General features: G+C 68.4%; 19 protein-coding genes. 15 read left to right on the forward strand and 4 right to left on the reverse strand.

What is annotated here, in order from left to right; all coding sequences use genetic code 11:
* The first annotated feature begins 1 nt into the window (after window position 1).
* From DTQ71_RS16310 to DTQ71_RS16330, 5 genes are read left to right on the forward strand one after another with little or no spacing between them, the layout of a single operon-like run.
* Window positions 2–718: a flagellar hook-basal body complex protein gene (locus DTQ71_RS16310; RefSeq protein WP_109565367.1), complete on the forward strand. Its 717-nt coding sequence runs from the start codon at window positions 2–4 to the stop codon at window positions 716–718.
* Between the two features lie 26 nt (window positions 719–744).
* Window positions 745–1,530 (forward strand): flagellar basal-body rod protein FlgG, encoded by a 786-nt coding sequence (gene flgG / locus DTQ71_RS16315; protein ID WP_109565368.1) that lies wholly within the window; start codon window positions 745–747, stop codon window positions 1,528–1,530.
* 2 nt (window positions 1,531–1,532) lie between these two features.
* Window positions 1,533–1,943, forward strand: a complete 411-nt coding sequence (gene flgA / locus DTQ71_RS16320; protein WP_109565369.1) for a flagellar basal body P-ring formation chaperone FlgA — start codon at window positions 1,533–1,535, stop codon at window positions 1,941–1,943.
* 11 nt (window positions 1,944–1,954) lie between these two features.
* Window positions 1,955–2,686, forward strand: a complete 732-nt coding sequence (gene flgH, locus DTQ71_RS16325; RefSeq protein WP_245947610.1) for a flagellar basal body L-ring protein FlgH — start codon at window positions 1,955–1,957, stop codon at window positions 2,684–2,686.
* A 4-nt stretch (window positions 2,687–2,690) separates the two neighbouring features.
* Window positions 2,691–3,143, forward strand: a complete 453-nt coding sequence (locus DTQ71_RS16330; protein WP_146204881.1) for a hypothetical protein — start codon at window positions 2,691–2,693, stop codon at window positions 3,141–3,143.
* Between the two features lie 29 nt (window positions 3,144–3,172).
* On the opposite strand, the gene DTQ71_RS16335 is transcribed toward DTQ71_RS16330, so the two are convergent.
* The 4 genes from DTQ71_RS16335 to DTQ71_RS16350 form a co-directional block, all read right to left on the reverse strand.
* Complete coding sequence (locus DTQ71_RS16335) at window positions 3,173–4,687, reverse strand: YifB family Mg chelatase-like AAA ATPase (RefSeq protein ID WP_109565472.1); 1,515 nt, start codon at window positions 4,685–4,687, stop codon at window positions 3,173–3,175.
* Between the two features lie 129 nt (window positions 4,688–4,816).
* Window positions 4,817–5,689, reverse strand: coding sequence for a glutathione S-transferase (locus DTQ71_RS16340; protein ID WP_109565372.1), 873 nt, complete (start codon window positions 5,687–5,689; stop codon window positions 4,817–4,819).
* 74 nt (window positions 5,690–5,763) lie between these two features.
* Window positions 5,764–6,321 (reverse strand): histidine phosphatase family protein, encoded by a 558-nt coding sequence (locus DTQ71_RS16345; RefSeq protein ID WP_109565373.1) that lies wholly within the window; start codon window positions 6,319–6,321, stop codon window positions 5,764–5,766.
* Window positions 6,318–6,827 carry a bifunctional adenosylcobinamide kinase/adenosylcobinamide-phosphate guanylyltransferase gene (locus DTQ71_RS16350; protein WP_109565374.1) on the reverse strand — a complete coding sequence of 170 codons (510 nt, stop codon included), beginning with the start codon at window positions 6,825–6,827 and terminating at the stop codon, window positions 6,318–6,320. Before DTQ71_RS16350 ends, DTQ71_RS16345 begins: the two co-directional genes overlap by 4 nt.
* Before the next feature lie 115 nt (window positions 6,828–6,942).
* On the opposite strand from DTQ71_RS16350, the gene DTQ71_RS16355 reads away from it, so the two are divergent.
* The 10 genes from DTQ71_RS16355 (at window position 6,943) to DTQ71_RS16400 (ending at window position 15,679) form a co-directional block, all read left to right on the forward strand.
* Window positions 6,943–7,821, forward strand: coding sequence for an RNA polymerase factor sigma-32 (locus tag DTQ71_RS16355; RefSeq protein ID WP_109565375.1), 879 nt, complete (start codon window positions 6,943–6,945; stop codon window positions 7,819–7,821).
* A gap of 23 nt (window positions 7,822–7,844) precedes the next feature.
* On the forward strand, window positions 7,845–8,543 hold the full coding sequence (locus tag DTQ71_RS16360; RefSeq protein WP_245947612.1) for a ChaN family lipoprotein: 699 nt from the start codon (window positions 7,845–7,847) through the stop codon (window positions 8,541–8,543).
* Between the two features lie 99 nt (window positions 8,544–8,642).
* The gene (coaBC, locus tag DTQ71_RS16365; RefSeq protein WP_109565376.1) at window positions 8,643–9,848 is read left to right on the forward strand and encodes a bifunctional phosphopantothenoylcysteine decarboxylase/phosphopantothenate--cysteine ligase CoaBC; all 1,206 of its coding nucleotides are present in this window, start codon (window positions 8,643–8,645) and stop codon (window positions 9,846–9,848) included.
* The gene (gene dut, locus DTQ71_RS16370) at window positions 9,845–10,300 is read left to right on the forward strand and encodes a dUTP diphosphatase (RefSeq protein WP_109565377.1); all 456 of its coding nucleotides are present in this window, start codon (window positions 9,845–9,847) and stop codon (window positions 10,298–10,300) included. The genes coaBC and dut overlap by 4 nt, the downstream gene beginning before the upstream one ends.
* Complete coding sequence (locus DTQ71_RS16375; RefSeq protein WP_109565378.1) at window positions 10,297–11,352, forward strand: HesA/MoeB/ThiF family protein; 1,056 nt, start codon at window positions 10,297–10,299, stop codon at window positions 11,350–11,352. The genes dut and DTQ71_RS16375 overlap by 4 nt, the downstream gene beginning before the upstream one ends.
* Before the next feature lie 11 nt (window positions 11,353–11,363).
* Window positions 11,364–11,903, forward strand: coding sequence for an HD domain-containing protein (locus tag DTQ71_RS16380; protein WP_245947613.1), 540 nt, complete (start codon window positions 11,364–11,366; stop codon window positions 11,901–11,903).
* 63 nt (window positions 11,904–11,966) lie between these two features.
* Window positions 11,967–12,758 carry a transporter substrate-binding domain-containing protein gene (locus tag DTQ71_RS16385; RefSeq protein ID WP_109565380.1) on the forward strand — a complete coding sequence of 264 codons (792 nt, stop codon included), beginning with the start codon at window positions 11,967–11,969 and terminating at the stop codon, window positions 12,756–12,758.
* A gap of 60 nt (window positions 12,759–12,818) precedes the next feature.
* Window positions 12,819–13,601 (forward strand): amino acid ABC transporter permease, encoded by a 783-nt coding sequence (locus DTQ71_RS16390; protein ID WP_109565381.1) that lies wholly within the window; start codon window positions 12,819–12,821, stop codon window positions 13,599–13,601.
* A 76-nt stretch (window positions 13,602–13,677) separates the two neighbouring features.
* The gene (locus tag DTQ71_RS16395; protein WP_109565382.1) at window positions 13,678–14,223 is read left to right on the forward strand and encodes a GbsR/MarR family transcriptional regulator; all 546 of its coding nucleotides are present in this window, start codon (window positions 13,678–13,680) and stop codon (window positions 14,221–14,223) included.
* A gap of 1 nt (window position 14,224) precedes the next feature.
* Entirely contained in the window at window positions 14,225–15,679 is a 1,455-nt protein-coding gene (locus DTQ71_RS16400; protein ID WP_211317149.1) for a cytochrome ubiquinol oxidase subunit I, read from the forward strand.
* Window positions 15,680–15,682 lie beyond the last annotated feature (3 nt).

Below are 15,682 nucleotides of genomic sequence, written 5' to 3' on the forward strand. Positions count from 1 at the left end.
CATGAGCGACGCCATCTACACCACGCTCGGCCGCCAATCGGGCCTCGCCCGGGAGATTGGGACGATCGCGCAGAACGTCGCGAACGCGAGCACGACGGGCTACCGCGCCGGCGGCATTCTGTTCTCTGAACATGTCGTGCGAACCGGATGGGATCAGCCCTCCATCTCCATGAGCCGTGGCGGCGCACAGTTGCTGCATCTCGACCAGGGCGCGCTCGAACAGACGGGCGGCGCGCTTGACCTTGCCATCGAGGGGGAGGGGTTCTTTCTCATCGATCGCGGCGGAGAGCCGTTTCTGACCCGCGCGGGGGCCTTCGTGACCGGGCCCGATGGGGGCGTGACGACGGCGAGCGGCGAGCCTCTTCTGGATCAGGGAGGGGCCCCGGTCTTCGTCCCCGCCGGAACCGGCGCGATCCATGTCGGCGGCGACGGAACGCTCTCGGCGGATGGCGCGCCAGTGGCCCAGATCGCCATAGTCCGCCCGTTGGAGCCCGACCGCATGGAGCGGGATGCAGGCACCGCCTTTCGCGCCGAGGCCGGGTTCGAACCGGTCGAGGTGCCCCGCGTGCTTCACGGCTTTCTCGAAGCGTCCAATGTCGACCCCGTTTTGGAGATCGCCCGGATGATTGCCGTCCAACATGCCTATGAGATGGGCCAGGACTTCATGGAGAAGGAGGATGAGCGCCTCCGTTCCATCACCCGTCTCTTCGAGTCTTAACTGCTAGAACAGCAAGGAGGCCGCCCATGCGCGCCCTATCGATCGCCGCTACCGGAATGACCGCCCAGCAAATGCGGGTCGAGGTCATCTCCAACAACCTCGCCAATATGAATACCACTGCCTACAATGCGCGCCGGGCGGAGTTCGCCGACCTCCATTACCAACAGGTGACGCGCGCGGGCTCCATCGCCGCGACGACGGGCGCGATCATCCCCACAGGCGTGCAGTTGGGGCTCGGCGTGCGGGCGGCCGCGGTGTCCATGGACGTCGCTCAGGGGACGCTGGCGGAGACCGGCGGCGATCTGGACGTTGCGATCGAAGGGCGCGGCTATCTGGAGGTGACGCTTCCCTCCGGCGCGGCGGCCTACACCCGCGACGGCGGACTCAAACGAACGGGCGAGGGACAGCTCGTCACCTCCGACGGGCACCCCATCGTGCCCGACATCACCATCCCCGACGATGCCCGCACGATCACCATCTCGCCCGACGGGGAGATCTATGCCCATTTCCTCGACCGGGTGGAGCCGGAGCAGCTGGGGCAGCTGACACTGGTCGGCTTCAGCAACGAGAAGGGTCTGGAGGCGCTTGGCTCCAACCTCTACGCCGAGACGAATGCCTCGGGCGCGCCGATCCAGGGCTTCGCCGGCGAGGACGGGCTTGGCATGTTCCGCCAAGGTTACCTGGAGGACAGCTCGGTCGATGCCGTGCGCGAGATCACCGATCTGATCGAGGCGCAGCGCGGCTACGAGATGAACGCCAAGGTCATCACCGCCGCCGACCAGATGCTGTCGGCCACCACGCAGATCCGCTGACGATGCGGGTGCTCCTGATCCTCGCCCTGTTGGCGGGCCCGGCGGCGGCGCAGTCGGTCACCGTGGCGCAGCCGGTGCGCGCCGGCACGCCGATCCCGGGCGCGCTGTTGGCCTTCGCCACGACCGAAATTCCCGACGGATTCGCCGACCCCCGCGACCTGATCGGGATGGAGGCGCGGGTAAACCTCTATCCCGGGCAGCCCATCCGGCAGGTCGAGGTCGGTCCGCCCACCGTCATCCGCCGCAATGCGCTCGTAGCGCTGGTCTTCACCCGCGGCGGGCTGACCATCACCTCCGAAGGCCGCGCCTTGCAGCGCGCGGGCGACGGGGAGGCCGTGCGGGTCATGAACCTGTCCTCGCGCTCCACCGTGACGGGCATCGCCACGGCATCTGGCGCCGTCATCGTGAATTGAAGGAGGAAACCGTGCTCAAGCAGACCGCCCTATTGGCGCTCGGGGCCCTGGCGCTCGCCGGCTGTGCCCGGCTGGAGCAGGTGGGCCGCGCGCCGGACCTCACGCCGATTTCTTCCAGTCCGGAGCATTTCGCCATCGCTGCCCCGGTCTTCGAGCCGCTGACCGCCGACGCGACGCCGATCGGCACGGCGTCGCTTTGGACCCGGGGACGCGGATCCTTGCTGGGGGACCGGCGGGCGCAGGATCGGGGCGACATTCTGACCGTCGTGATCGAGATCGACGAGAGCGCCGAGATCGAGAACAGCACCAATCGCTCCCGCTCCGGCTCCGAAAGCCTGGCCGTGCCCGATTTCTTCGGCATCCCGCAGCGGATCAATGAGCGACTGCCCGAGGGGGCGAGCCTGGACCCGGCCGTCAGCCTGGACAGTGGCAGCGCGTCGCGCGGTCAGGGCGGCGTCAGCCGACAGGAACGCTTGACCTTGCGCGTCGCGGCGACCGTCGTGGACGTGCTGCCTTCCGGCGTGCTCCAGGTCGAGGGCCGACAGGAGGTCCGGGTCAATTTCGAGCTGCGGGAGCTTCTGGTGACGGGGTATGTCCGGCCCGAGGACGTCTCGCGCCAAAACGAGATCACCTACGACAAGATCGCCGCCGCGCGGATTTCCTATGGCGGGCGCGGGCAGATCACGGACGTACAACAGCCCCGTATCGGCCAGCAGATCGCCGATATCATCCTCCCGTTCTGACATGATGGCCAAGATTGCAGCCCTCGCTCTCGTCCTGTTCGCCCTGATCGGGGGCGGTGCGGCCGGGTATTTTCTGCGCCCTCAGGCTGAGCACGACACCGCTGCCGCGCCGCCCGAGATCGAGCCGTCGGGCGCGCTCGAGGCGGTTCCGCTGCGGGATCCTTTCATCGTGCCGATCCTTCGCGACGGGCGGGCCTGGGCCCATGCGGTGCTGTCGCTGGGTGTCGAAAGCACGCGCGCGAGCCGCGAAGAGGTCCTGCATCAGGAACCGCGCCTGCGCGACGGCCTCAACGAGGCGCTCTATCTGCACGGGTCGCTCGGCGGGTTCGAGGGGGATTTCACCGCCGGTCCACAGATGGTCCGTCTGCGGGAACGGCTGGACGAGGTCGTCACCCGGCTCCTGGAAGATCAGGACGCGCGGGTGCTGCTGATCGCAGTCACGCGGCAGAACGACTAGAGGGCGGTTCGCGGTGTCCGCGCGGCGCGTCAGATGTCCTTGGCGGCGATCAGCCGATAGGACAGAGCCTCGGCGATGTGGGGGCGGCGGATGTCGGGCTCCCCGGCGAGGTCGGCGATGGTCCGGGCCACCTTGAGCACCCGGTGATAGCCGCGTGCGGTCAGGCCGAAGCGCGTCGCGGCCCGGGTCAAGAGTTCCGCGCCCTCGGCATCCGGCCGGGCTGCCTCGGTCAGCGCATCCCCGGAGAGGTCGGCATTGACCGTGATCCGGGGCGAATCGGCATAGCGGTCGGCCTGGATCTGACGCGCCGCAGCCACGCGCTTGGCCACGGTGGCCGAATTGTCGCCTGTCGGCGGCAATGCCAGATCCGCGACCTCGACGGCAGGCACCTCCAATCGCAAGTCGAAACGGTCCATCAGTGGGCCCGAGACCCGGCTCATATATTCCTCGCCGCAGCCAGGCGCCCGGGTGCAGGCGGCGTTCGGATCGAACAGCATCCCGCAGCGGCATGGGTTGGCCGCGGCCACCAGCAGGAAGCGGCACGGATAGCGGACATGGGCGCTGGCCCGCGCGATCACCACCTCTCCGGTCTCGATCGGCTGGCGCAGGGTTTCCAGCACGGCGCGGGGGAATTCCGGGAACTCGTCCATGAATAGGACCCCGTTATGGGCGAGGCTGATCTGCCCCGGCCCCGCTCGCTTGCCGCCGCCGACGATGGCGGGGACCGAGGCGGTGTGATGCGGCTCCTGAAAGGGGCGGCGGGTCAGGATGCCGCCCGCCTCCAGCGTTCCGGCGAGGGAGTGGATCATCGAGGATTCGAGCGACTCCATCGCCGTGAGCGGAGGCAGCAGCCCGGGCAGCCGGGCCGCCAGCATCGACTTGCCGGCGCCGGGCGGGCCCACGAGGAAAAGGTGATGGCGTCCGGCCGCGGCGATTTCCAGCGCGCGCTTGGCCCGCTCCTGCCCCCGCACGTCGCGCAGGCAGTCCGGGGCGGCCGCGTCTGGGACGCGCCCGCGCACCGCCGGATCGAGCGGTGCGACACCGATCAGGTGGTCGATCAGCGCCTTGAGGGACGGGGCGGCATGGACCGGGGTGGCATCGACCCAGGCCGCCTCGGGGCCGCAGGCTTCGGGACAGAACAGCGTGGCGCCCTGGGCACCGGCCGCCATCGCGGCCGGCAGCGCGCCCGCGACGGGGACGAGCGTCCCGTCGAGCGACATCTCCCCAATGGAGACAGCGCCCGCCACCGCGCCGGGGGGCACGATCTCCAGCGCGGCGAGCAGGGACAGCGCGATGGGCAGGTCGAAATGCGCCCCCTCCTTGGGCAGGTCGGCCGGCGAGAGGTTGATTGTGACCTTTTTGGACGGCAGCGCGATCGAAAGCTCCGACAGGGCGGTGCGGATGCGGTCCCGCGCTTCGGACACGGCCTTGTCGGGCAGGCCCACGATGGCAAAACCCGGCACGCCGGGCGAGACCGCACATTGCACCTCGACAGGCCGCGCCTCCAACCCCTCGAAGGCGACCGTTGTGGTCCGTGCCAGCATCGGCATTCCCCCTTTCCAAAGGGTTAACGGAGGAAGTGCTACTGAATGGTTAATGGCTCGTGAAAATCTCCGTGTCGGAAAAACTGGGCCGTCTGGATTTGAGTATTTTTGAACCCGTGATGGGGCAGGTCAGGCCCTTGCCGCCATGGCGGTGAAGGCTGGCCAGGCGCCGGGATCGGCGACGGTCTTGTCTCGGCAGAAGGCGTTGCAGAAGCCCCAGATGCGGTCCTCGAACTCCAGGAAATGGGTGACTGCCTTGCCGGAATACGGGCAGGCCGCGTTGACAGAGGGGCCGTCCGGCCGGGCGCGGGCGGGCAGGGGGGCGGGCATGGGGAAGCGCTCGGTTGGGGCGTGGACCTCGTAGACGTCGAGCGTGCGGTCCTGCGCCTCGCCCATGGCGCGCCAGCGGCGCAGGGCGCCGTGGGAGAGATGGGCGTCGACATAGCGCTGGGCGTCCGGCGAGACCGGCAGGCCATAGCCCGCGATCCGCATCGCGACCGGAGCGTAGAAGGCGTCGGCCGCGCCATAGGCGCCGAACAGCCAGGGGCCGTCCGAGGCGAGGGTCCGGGCGTGGGACCACAGCGTCTCGATCCGGGCCAGGTCGGTCAGGACCGCGTCCGAGGGCGTGAACCCGCCCGATTTGACCCGCAGGTTCATCGGGCAGGCGCCGCGCAGCGCGGTGAAGCCCGAATGCATCTCCGCCACCAGAGACCGGGCGGCGGCGCGCGCGACCGGGTCGGCGGGCCAATGCCCGGCCTCGGGATGCGCTTCGGCCAGCCCTTCGGCGATGGCGAGGCTGTCGGTCCAGAGGCCGCCCTCGGGCGTGCGGACCGTGGGCACGGTGCGGGCAGGGGCCCAGGCGGCGAGATCGCGGGCGAACTCGTCGGAATACATCCGCGTGTGACGCGCGCGGACCGGTAGGCCGAACGCGTCGAACAGAAGCCAGCCGCGCAGCGACCAGCTGGAATAGGCGCAGTCGCCGATGAGGAGGTCATAGGTCATGGGGGTGAGCCTATGGTCGCGCCGTGCCGCGTGGAAATGATCATTTTTGGACGCGCCATCACGCGCCGCGATGGTCAGGGCCGGAGGTTGGCGAAGTGCGGCACAAGCCCATGCGCGGCCCAGTCGATCCGGGTCAGCGACAGGTTGTCGATCTTCTGGCTCAGCGCCTCGTAGGGCGCGACCGCGCGGGCGCGCGCCCAGAGCGTCAGGATCACGCCCATATGCGCCACGACGATCAGGTCCGGCCCGCCAGTGAGCGAGGCGATGGCCGCATGCACCCGCTCCGAGACGTCGTTCCAGCTTTCGCCGCCGGGGGCGCGCAGGCTGCCGGGGGTCTCGAAATAGGCGCGCAGGGTCGGCTCGTCGATCTCGTCGAAGGCGCGGTTCTCCCAATCGCCGTAATGGAATTCCCGCAGGGCGTGCATGTGCGGCAGGCGGTCGCGGGGGCCTTGGATGGCGTCGGCGGTGGTGACGGCGCGGATGAGGTCGCTGCTGATAACGGGCGCGTCGGGCAGCGCGGCCTCCAGCCGGGCCAGGGCGGCTGTGTCGGAGAGGTCCGCAGGCAGGTCCGTCCAGCCCACCATCCGCTTGGCATGGGTGGGGCCGTGACGGATGAGCCAGAGCCGGGTCACTTGAGCCGCTGCGGCAGGCCCGCCGTCACCAGGAACACGGCGTCCGCCGCCGCCGCCAGCCGTTGGTTCAGCATGCCCTGGGCGCGCTGGAACCGGCGGGCCAGGGCGTTGTCGGGCGTCACGCCGCCGCCCACATCGTTGCTGACGACATGAAATGTCGCGTCGGATCCAGCCATTGCGTGAATCCAGGCCTCGGTGGGCGCTTCCCAGTCACGATCCTCCATCATGAGCCCCATCAGCCACATCGTGGCGCAATCGACCAGGACAGGTCCGGTCAGGCCGCGGCAGGTCCGGGCCAGATCCTCGGGGCCGTCGATCAGATCCCAGTCCGCGCCCCGCCGGGCCGCGTGGGTCTGGGCCTTGGCGCGCATCTCGTCGTCCCAAAGCGTGGCGGTCGCGACATAGGTCGGCCGCCCGTCCTGTGCCTGTACCTGCGCCTCGGCCCAGGCCGACTTCCCCGAAGCGGCGTGACCGAGAACGAGGGTGAGGTGGGGTGTGTCCGGCATCGGGCGAAACTTTTTTTGATCCGAGGTCAGGGTCGCCTCGTAGTTGTAAGCAATAAAGGAAAACCGTGATGCCGCGGCACTCACCGCGGCGTCCGATCGGCGGAGAGGTAGAAGGATGGCACTGGATTTCAACAGCGACATGTCCCTGTCGAGGCGCGCCATGAAGGCGGAGCTTCTGGACGCTGAGACCGAACTGAAGCTTGCCTATGCTTGGCGCGACGAGCGCTGTGAAGAGAGCCTGCATCGTCTCATCACGGCCTATATGCGCCTCGCGATCTCGATGGCCGCCAAGTTCAAGCGTTACGGCGCCCCGATGAACGATCTCATCCAAGAGGCGGGCCTGGGCCTGATGAAGGCCGCCGAGAAGTTCGACCCCGACCGGGGCGTGCGCTTTTCGACTTATGCCGTGTGGTGGATCAAGGCGTCGATCCAGGATCACGTGATGCGCAACTGGTCGATGGTTCGGACCGGCTCCACAAGCAGCCAGAAGTCGCTCTTCTTCAACCTGCGTCGCGTCCAGGCCCGCCTGGAGCGGGAGGCGATGGCCGAGGGCGTGACGCTCGACCGGCAGACCCTGCGGGAGCGGATCGCCAAGGAAGTGGGCGTGCCCATCCACGATGTCGAGATGATGGAGGGCCGACTCTCTGGCTCCGATTTCAGCCTCAACGCGACGCAATCCTCCGATGAGGACGGGCGCGAATGGATCGATACCCTGGAGGACGAGTCGTCCCAGGCGGATCAGATCGTCGAGGCCGATCACGACACCGAGACGCTGCGCCAATGGCTCCTGACCGCGCTCGCCTCGCTCAACGAACGGGAGCGGTTCATCGTGCGGGAGCGGAAGCTGCGCGAAGAGCCCCGGACGCTGGAATCGCTCGGAAACGAATTGAAGCTCTCGAAGGAGCGGGTGCGCCAGCTGGAGGCCGCGGCCTTCGCCAAGATGCGCAAGTCGCTGGAGAAGGAGTCGCGCGAGGTTCTCGGATTTCTGAACTGACCCGCGCACTAATCCTCGCCGCCGTGCTGGCCCTGCCAGCCGGTGCGCAGGACCTACCTCCGGCCGAGATCTATGTGCTGGGCGAGGTGCATGACAATCCCGCCCACCACGTCGCGCAGGGGGAGATGATCGCACAGATCGCACCGACCGCGGTCGTGTTCGAGATGCTCACCGACGAGCAGGCCGACCGGCTGGGCCCGGATATGCCGCGCGATGCGCAGCAATTGGGCGATTTGCTGGGTTGGTCCGAGATGGGCTGGCCCGACATCGCAATTTACATGCCGGTCTTCGACGCCATCGGCGTGCCGATCTACGGCGCGGCAGGTGCTCCGGGCGATCTGAGTGCCTATGATTTGGACTCGCCGCTGACCGAGGCGGAGCAGGCCGCGCGCGAGGCCTTGCAGGCGGCCGTCCACTGCGATGCGCTCCCGACGGATCTGTTGCCCCAATTCGTCGCCCGGCAGCGCGCCATCGACGCGCAATTCGCGGCGCGGACCCTGGCGGCGCTGGATCGCCATGGGGCGCCTGTGGTGCTGATCACCGGCAACGGTCACGCGCGCAGGGATTGGGGCGTGCCGGCGGCCATCGCGCGGGTGCGGCCCGACCTGGCCGTCCTGTCCGTGGTGCAAGGCGAGAACGGGGTCCTCCCACCTGGCGGCGACGTGGTGCTCGACGCGCCAGCGCCGGCGGATCGTCCCGACCCGTGCGCCGCGTTTCGCTGAGGGACGATCTGTCGGTCTAGCGCCGCCTTGCGATCCGTGGTCGACGCCGGCCCCGTCGCGCGGCTAGACGTGGCGCGCGCAAGAAGACAAGGGAAGCTCATGCTGACGGGTAAGCGGATCCTGCTTGTAATCGGGGGCGGCATCGCCGCCTTCAAGGCCCTGGACCTGATCCGGCGCCTGCGGGAGCAGGGCGCGACCGTAACGCCTGTGCTGACTCCGGCAGCGGAGCAGTTCGTGACGCCGCTTTCGGTCTCCGCCTTGGCGGCGTCCAAGGTCTATCGCGACCTCTTCGACCTGACCGACGAAGCGGAGATGGGCCATATCGAACTCAGCCGCGCCGCCGATCTCGTCGTGGTGGCCCCGGCCACGGCCAATCTGATGGGGCGGATGGCCGCGGGCATGGCCGACGATCTGGCGACGACGCTGCTGATGGCGACCGACAAGCCGGTCATGATCGTCCCCGCCATGAATGTCCGCATGTGGGAGCATCCCGCCACGCAGCGCAACCTTGCCACCCTGCGCGCCGATGGCATCCGCGTGGTCGGCCCCGACCAGGGCCCCATGGCCTGCGGCGAGTTCGGCCCCGGCCGTCTGGCCGAGGTGCCCGAGATCGTCGCCGCCATCGATGCGTTCTTCGCCGATGGTCCGCTCAAGGGTCGGCACATCCTTGTCACCTCCGGCCCCACCCATGAGCCCATCGACCCCGTGCGCTACATCGCCAATCGCTCCTCCGGCGCGCAGGGCACGGCCATCGCCGCCGCCTTGCGCGACCTGGGCGCGCGGGTCAGCTTCGTCACCGGCCCCGCCGATGTGCCGCCGCCCGAGGGCGTCGACGTCATCCGCGTCCAGACCGCGCGCGAGATGCTGGAGGCCGTCCGCGCCGCGCTGCCCGCTGATGCCGCCGTCATGGCCGCCGCCGTGGCTGATTGGCGCGTGGCCAATGCGAGCGGCGCCAAGATGAAGAAGGATGGCACGGGCCGCGCGCCCGCCTTGGAGTTCGCCGAGAACCCGGACATCCTGCGGACCGTCTGCGAGGCGCCCGACCGGCCCGCCCTGGTCGTCGGCTTCGCCGCCGAGACCGGCGACGCGCAGGGCGACGTGGTGGCCCATGCCACGGCCAAGCGGGCGCGCAAGGGCTGCGACTGGATCCTGGCCAATGACGTCTCGCCCGCGACCGGCATCATGGGCGGGAGCGAGAACGCAGTGACGCTGATCTACGCCGAGGGGGCCGAGTCCTGGCCCCGCCTGACCAAGACCGAGACGGCCCGCCGGCTGGCCGCCCGTATCGCGGACGCCCTGACATGACGCCTCTCACGATCGCCTGTCTCCGTGCCGAGGGCGCCGACCCGGATCTGCCGCTGCCCGCCTTCGAGACGGCCGGGGCGGCCGGGGCCGATCTGCGCGCCGATACCGGCGGCGCGACCCTGACGATCGCCCCCGGTGCGCGTGCGCTGGTCTCCACCGGCCTGCATGTGGTCATTCCCGAAGGCTACGAGATGCAGCTGCGGCCCCGCTCGGGCTTGGCGCTCAAGCACGGGATCACCCTCGTCAACGCCCCGGGCACCATCGACAGCGATTATCGCGGGCCGCTCGGTGTGATCGTGATAAACCACGGCGAGGCGCCTTTCGACGTGACCCATGGGATGCGCATCGCCCAGGCCGTGATCGCGCCGGTGCTGATGGCGCGCTTTGTCGAGGTGGCCGAACTGGACGAGACCCCGCGGGGCGCGGGTGGCTTCGGGTCGACCGGCGCATGATGCTCGTCCTGATCCTGGCCGGCGCGCTCTGGGGCCTCGGCGCGTATCTCCGCACGCCGGTGCAGGCGCGGCTCTATATGATCGGGTTGCTCTACGTTGCGGTCCTCTTCGTGCAACTCGCCCTGCCCGGCGGCCATCCCCTGCGCGAGAGCCTGGGCGGCAGTGCCGAGCCTTGGCTGATCCTGGGCGGGATGGTGCTGGCCGTCCTGCTCTACCGCGCAGTCTTCCTGCGCATTCGCGGCCGCGCCCAGGCGGCGCAGGCGGAGCGCGAGGCGCCTGCCCCGCAGCCGTCCTCCGGTCCGTTCACCCCCGTCGAATTGGAGCGCTATGCCCGCCACATCGTCCTGAGGGAGATCGGCGGGCCGGGCCAACGTAAGCTCAAGGCGGCCAAGGTTCTGGTCGTCGGCGCGGGCGGGCTGGGCTCCCCGGCACTGCTCTATCTGGGCGCGGCCGGGATCGGGACGATCGGGGTGATCGACGACGACGTCGTCGACCTGTCGAACCTTCAGCGCCAGATCATTCACACCGACGACCGCACCGGCCAGCCCAAGGTCTTCTCGGCCCAGGCCGCGCTGGCGGCGTTGAACCCCCATGTCACGGTGCGCCCCTACCACCGGCGCCTGACGCCCGAGATCGCCGAAGACCTCTTCTCGGATTACGACCTGATCCTCGACGGCTCCGACAGCTTCGCGACCCGCGAGATCGTCAATCGCGCCGCCGTCGCCACCGGCAAGCCTGTGGTCGCCGGGGCGATCACGCAATGGGAGGGGCAGATCACGATCTACGACCCGGCAGGCGGTGCGCCCTGCCTCGCCTGCCTCTTCCCGGAGGCGCCGGCGCCGGGCCTCGCGCCGAGCTGTGCCGAGGCGGGCGTGGTCGGCGCGCTGCCCGGCATCGTGGGGTCGGCGATGGCGATGGAAGCGATCAAGGAGATCACCGGCGCGGGCACGCCGCTCCGCGGCGCTCTGCTGACCTGGGACGGGCTCGACGCCGACGCTCGTCGCATCAAGGTCGCGCGCCGGGCGGATTGCCCCGTCTGCGGCGACATATGAGGGATGACGACATGACGACCGAAGCCGTTCTGCTTGCAGCCCGCTTCGCCGCGCGCGCCCATCACGGTCAGACCCGCAAAGGCGCGGACGGCCTCCCCTATGTCGATCACGTCCTGGAGGTCGCCGCCCGCCTCGCCGCCGTGCATCCCGATGACGAGCTCCTGATCGTCGCGGGGCTGCTGCACGACACGGTCGAGGATTGCGACGTCACGCGCGAGGACATCGCCGCCGCCTTCGGGGAGGAGGTTGCCGCGCTGGTCATGGAGGTGACCGACGACACGTCGCTGCCCCGAGCCGAGCGCAAAGCCGCGCAGGAGCGGCACGTCCCCCACGCCTCCGATCGCGCCAAACGGCTCAAGCTGGCCGACAAGGCCGCGAATCTCTCGGCCATCGCTCGCACACCGCCCGACTGGGACGCCGCGCGGATGACCGAGTATGTCGATTGGGCCTGTCGGGTCCTTGACCCGGTACGCGGTCTCGATGCCCAGCTCGAAGGCGCCTTCGACGCTGCCGTGGCCGAGGCGCGCGCCGCGATCGCCGCGCGGTCCTGACGGGCTTGCGCCCGGGCGCGGATGATGCACCATCCCGCGCGATCCAATGGGAGACTTCGCCGCATGAAACCCCTGGCCCTGTTCGCCGCCCTGACCTTCGCCGCTCCGGCCCTGGCCGACGGGCACCTGCCCGATCTGGGCGGACGCACCGTCGTCATCGCCACCGAGGACGCCTATCCCCCGATCCAGTTCAAGGACCCGGCCAGCGGCGAGGCCATCGGTTGGGAATACGACTTCATGGCGGAGGCGGCCGAGCGTCTGAACTTCACGCCTGAGTATGAAAAAATCAGCTGGGACGGGATGATCGCCGCCGTCGGAGCGGGCGAGTTCGACATGGGCATGACCGGCATCACGATTCGCGACGACCGGAAGGAGGCGGTGAATTTCTCCGTCCCCTACATGACCAGTCAGATGATGATGATGGTGCGGGGCGACGAGGACCGGTTCGAGGACGCGGCCGGCTTCGCCGCCGATGACGATCTGCTGGCCGCCGCACAGCCGGGCACGACGCCGTTCTACGTGACCGTCTACGACGTGCTCGACGGGGACGAGGCCAATCCGCGCATCCGCCTGTTCGAGACCTTCGGCGCGGGGCTCCAGGCGCTCCGGGCGGGGGATGTGGATCTGGTTCTGTCCGACTCGACGGCGGCCAATGGCTATGTCGCGGCCTCCGATGGCGGGCTCAAGATCGTCGGGGAGCCGCTGGGGACCGAGCAATTCGGCTTCATCTATCCCAAGGACGGGGACCAGGATCTGATCGACGCCTTCGATGCGGTGATCGCCGACATGGAGGCGGACGGGACGCTGGAGTCGCTGAACACCAAGTGGTTCCTGGAATACGAGCTGGGCGGGTGAGCGGGGCAAAGTTTTCGTTGAAAACTTTGGAAAAAGTCTTCGAGGAAGACTTTTTGTCCCGTGGGACCTGACCGTGCGCCCGACGGCGACTTCCCTTGGTGGCTGGTCGCCGTCGCCGTCCTGCTGGGCGGAGCCTATGTCGCCATCGGGCTCGATGACGGGGCGCGTCAAGTGCTGGTCACGCTTCAGCGGGGCGTGGGCATCACCATCTTCGTGACGCTGGTCGCCTTCGCCGGGGCCTCGCTGGTCGGCCTGGGGATCGCGCTCATGTCGCTTTCGGGCAGCCTCGTGCTGCGGCAGATCGCGCGCTTCTACACCGAGATCCTGCGGGGCATCCCCATCCTGGTGCTGTTGCTCTACGTGGCCTTCGTGCTGGCCCCGGCGCTCGTGGCGTTCTGGAACTGGCTTGGCTTGCCCGAGGCGCGGACACGGGACTTTCCGTTGCTCTGGCGGGCGATCCTGGCGCTGGTCCTGGCCTATTCCGCCTTCATCGCGGAGGTCTTCCGCGCGGGGCTGCAATCCGTCGATACAGGCCAGATCGAGGCGGCTCAGGCGCTGGGGCTCAAGCGCTGGCACCGCTTCCGCTTCATCGTCTTTCCGCAGGCGATCCGCACGATCCTGCCGCCGCTGGGCAACGATTTCGTCGCCATGGTCAAGGACAGCTCCCTGGTCAGCGTGGTCGGCGTGCTCGACATCGCGCAGCTGGGCAAGGTCACGGCGGCGGGCAATTTCCGCTATTTCGAGACCTATAACGTGGTCGCCCTTCTCTATCTGACGATGACGATCCTGCTGTCGCTGGGGCTCCGGCGGCTGGAACGGCGGCCCGCCCGGAAGACCCGGTAGGGCAGGGCGTCGCACCCCCCTTTTCCATGGCGCAGGGTCGGTTACTTGCATTTCAGAAATTACTGAAATGCGTGCCATGAACCTTCCACCGCTCCATCAAGACTTCATCCTCCATTTCGGCGAGATGGGCTCGCGCTGGGGGATCAACCGCACCGTCGGGCAAATCTACGCGCTTCTGTTTCTGTCGGAAGAGCCGCTAAACGCCGAGACCATCACCGACGCGCTGTCGATCAGCCGGTCCAATACGTCGATGGGCCTGAAGGAGCTTCAGTCCTGGAATCTCGTCCGCCTGCGCCACAAGCCCGGCGACCGGCGGGACTATTTCACCACCCCCGACGACCTGTGGGAGATCGTGCGCACCCTGGTGGCCGAACGCCGCAAGCGCGAAATCGACCCAACCCTCTCGACCCTGCGGGAGTTGGAGATGCGTGGCCCGGGCGGCGACGCCTATGCCGAGGCCCGCATCGCCGAGCTGCGGGAGCTGATCGAGATGATGACCCAGTTCCACGACGAGATGAGCCGGATGGAGACCGAGCGTCTGGTCCAGCTGATGACGATGGGCCGCCGCCTGGGTGGCCTGCTCGACACGGCGCAGAAGATGAAGATTTGGGGAAAGAGCTGACATGGACATGATGGACACCCTCCTTCTGAGCCGCATCCAGTTCGCGGCCAACATCTCGTTCCACATCCTGTTTCCGACGATCACGATCGCGCTGGGCTGGTTCCTGCTGTTCTTCAAGCTGCGCTTTCAGTGGACCGGGGACCTGAAGTGGATGGAGGCCTATCGCTTCTGGGTGAAGGTCTTCGCGCTCTCCTTCGCGATGGGCGTCGTCTCGGGCATCACTATGTCCTTCCAGTTCGGCACCAACTGGCCGGGCTTCATGGAGAAGGTCGGCAATATCGCCGGGCCGCTCCTGGCCTATGAGGTCATGACCGCTTTCTTCCTGGAGGCGGTGTTCATCGGCATCATGCTGTTCGGCTTCAGCCGCGTGCCGTCCTGGCTGCACACTTTGGCGACCTTCCTGGTGGCCTTCGGCACGACCATGTCGACCTTCTGGATCATCGTCCTGAACTCCTGGATGCACACGCCCCAGGGCTTCGAGATGATCGACGGCGTGGCGCATGCGACCGACTGGTGGGCGATCATCTTCAACCCGTCGATGCCCTACCGCCTGGCGCATATGCTGCTGGCCTCGGGCCTGACGGTCGCCTTCGTCATCGCGGGCGTCGCCGCCTTCCGCTATCTCCGGGGCGACCGGAAGGAAGCGGTGCGCTCGCAGATCCGGGTGGGCATCACCTTCGCCGCGCTGCTGATTCCCTTGCAGATCTTCATGGGCGACCTGCATGGCCTCAACACCAAGGAGTATCAGCCCGCCAAGGTGGCCGCGATGGAGGGCAACTGGTCCGATACCGACGGCAACACGCCCCTGATCCTCTTCGCCCTGCCCGATGACGAGGCGCGGGAGAACCGGATGGAAATCGGCGTGCCCGGCATGGCTTCGTTGATCCTGGGGCACAGCTTCGACGCGCCGATCCCCGCGCTCGACGAGTTCGTGACCGAGGACGGGACCGTCCTGCACCCGCCGGTGGACAAGGTCTTCTGGTCGTTCCGCGTGATGGTCGGCACGGGGATGGCGATGCTGCTGCTGAGCTGGGGCGCGATGGTCTTCCTCTGGCGCCGCCGTCCGGATCCGGAAACAGGCGTAGAGCGCCGCTTCGTCCTCCGCAGCCTGCCTAGGCCGATGCTCTACGCGCTGGTCCCAATGGCCTTCTCGGGCTGGGTCGCGACGCTCGCGGGCTGGTACACGACCGAGATCGGCCGTCAGCCCTGGCTGGTGCAAGGCGTGATGTCGACGGCGGAGGCCGTGGCCGACGTGCCCGCGCCGATGGTCCTGTCGACGCTGCTGGGCTATCTCGCGATCTACGCGGTGCTGCTCTTCGCCTATGTCGGTGTGATCGTCTATCTGGCGCTCAAGGCGTCCGGGGACGACCCGCTCGACTCGATGACCCCCTCCTCCGGCGAGGCCGTCGTCGACGCCATCGCCCGCGAGGATCGCGGCCTGGTTCCGGCGGAGTGAGTC

Origin of the sequence: Jannaschia seohaensis (assembly GCF_900116765.1) — a bacterium.
In the GTDB taxonomy this organism is placed as follows: domain Bacteria; phylum Pseudomonadota; class Alphaproteobacteria; order Rhodobacterales; family Rhodobacteraceae; genus Jannaschia; species Jannaschia seohaensis.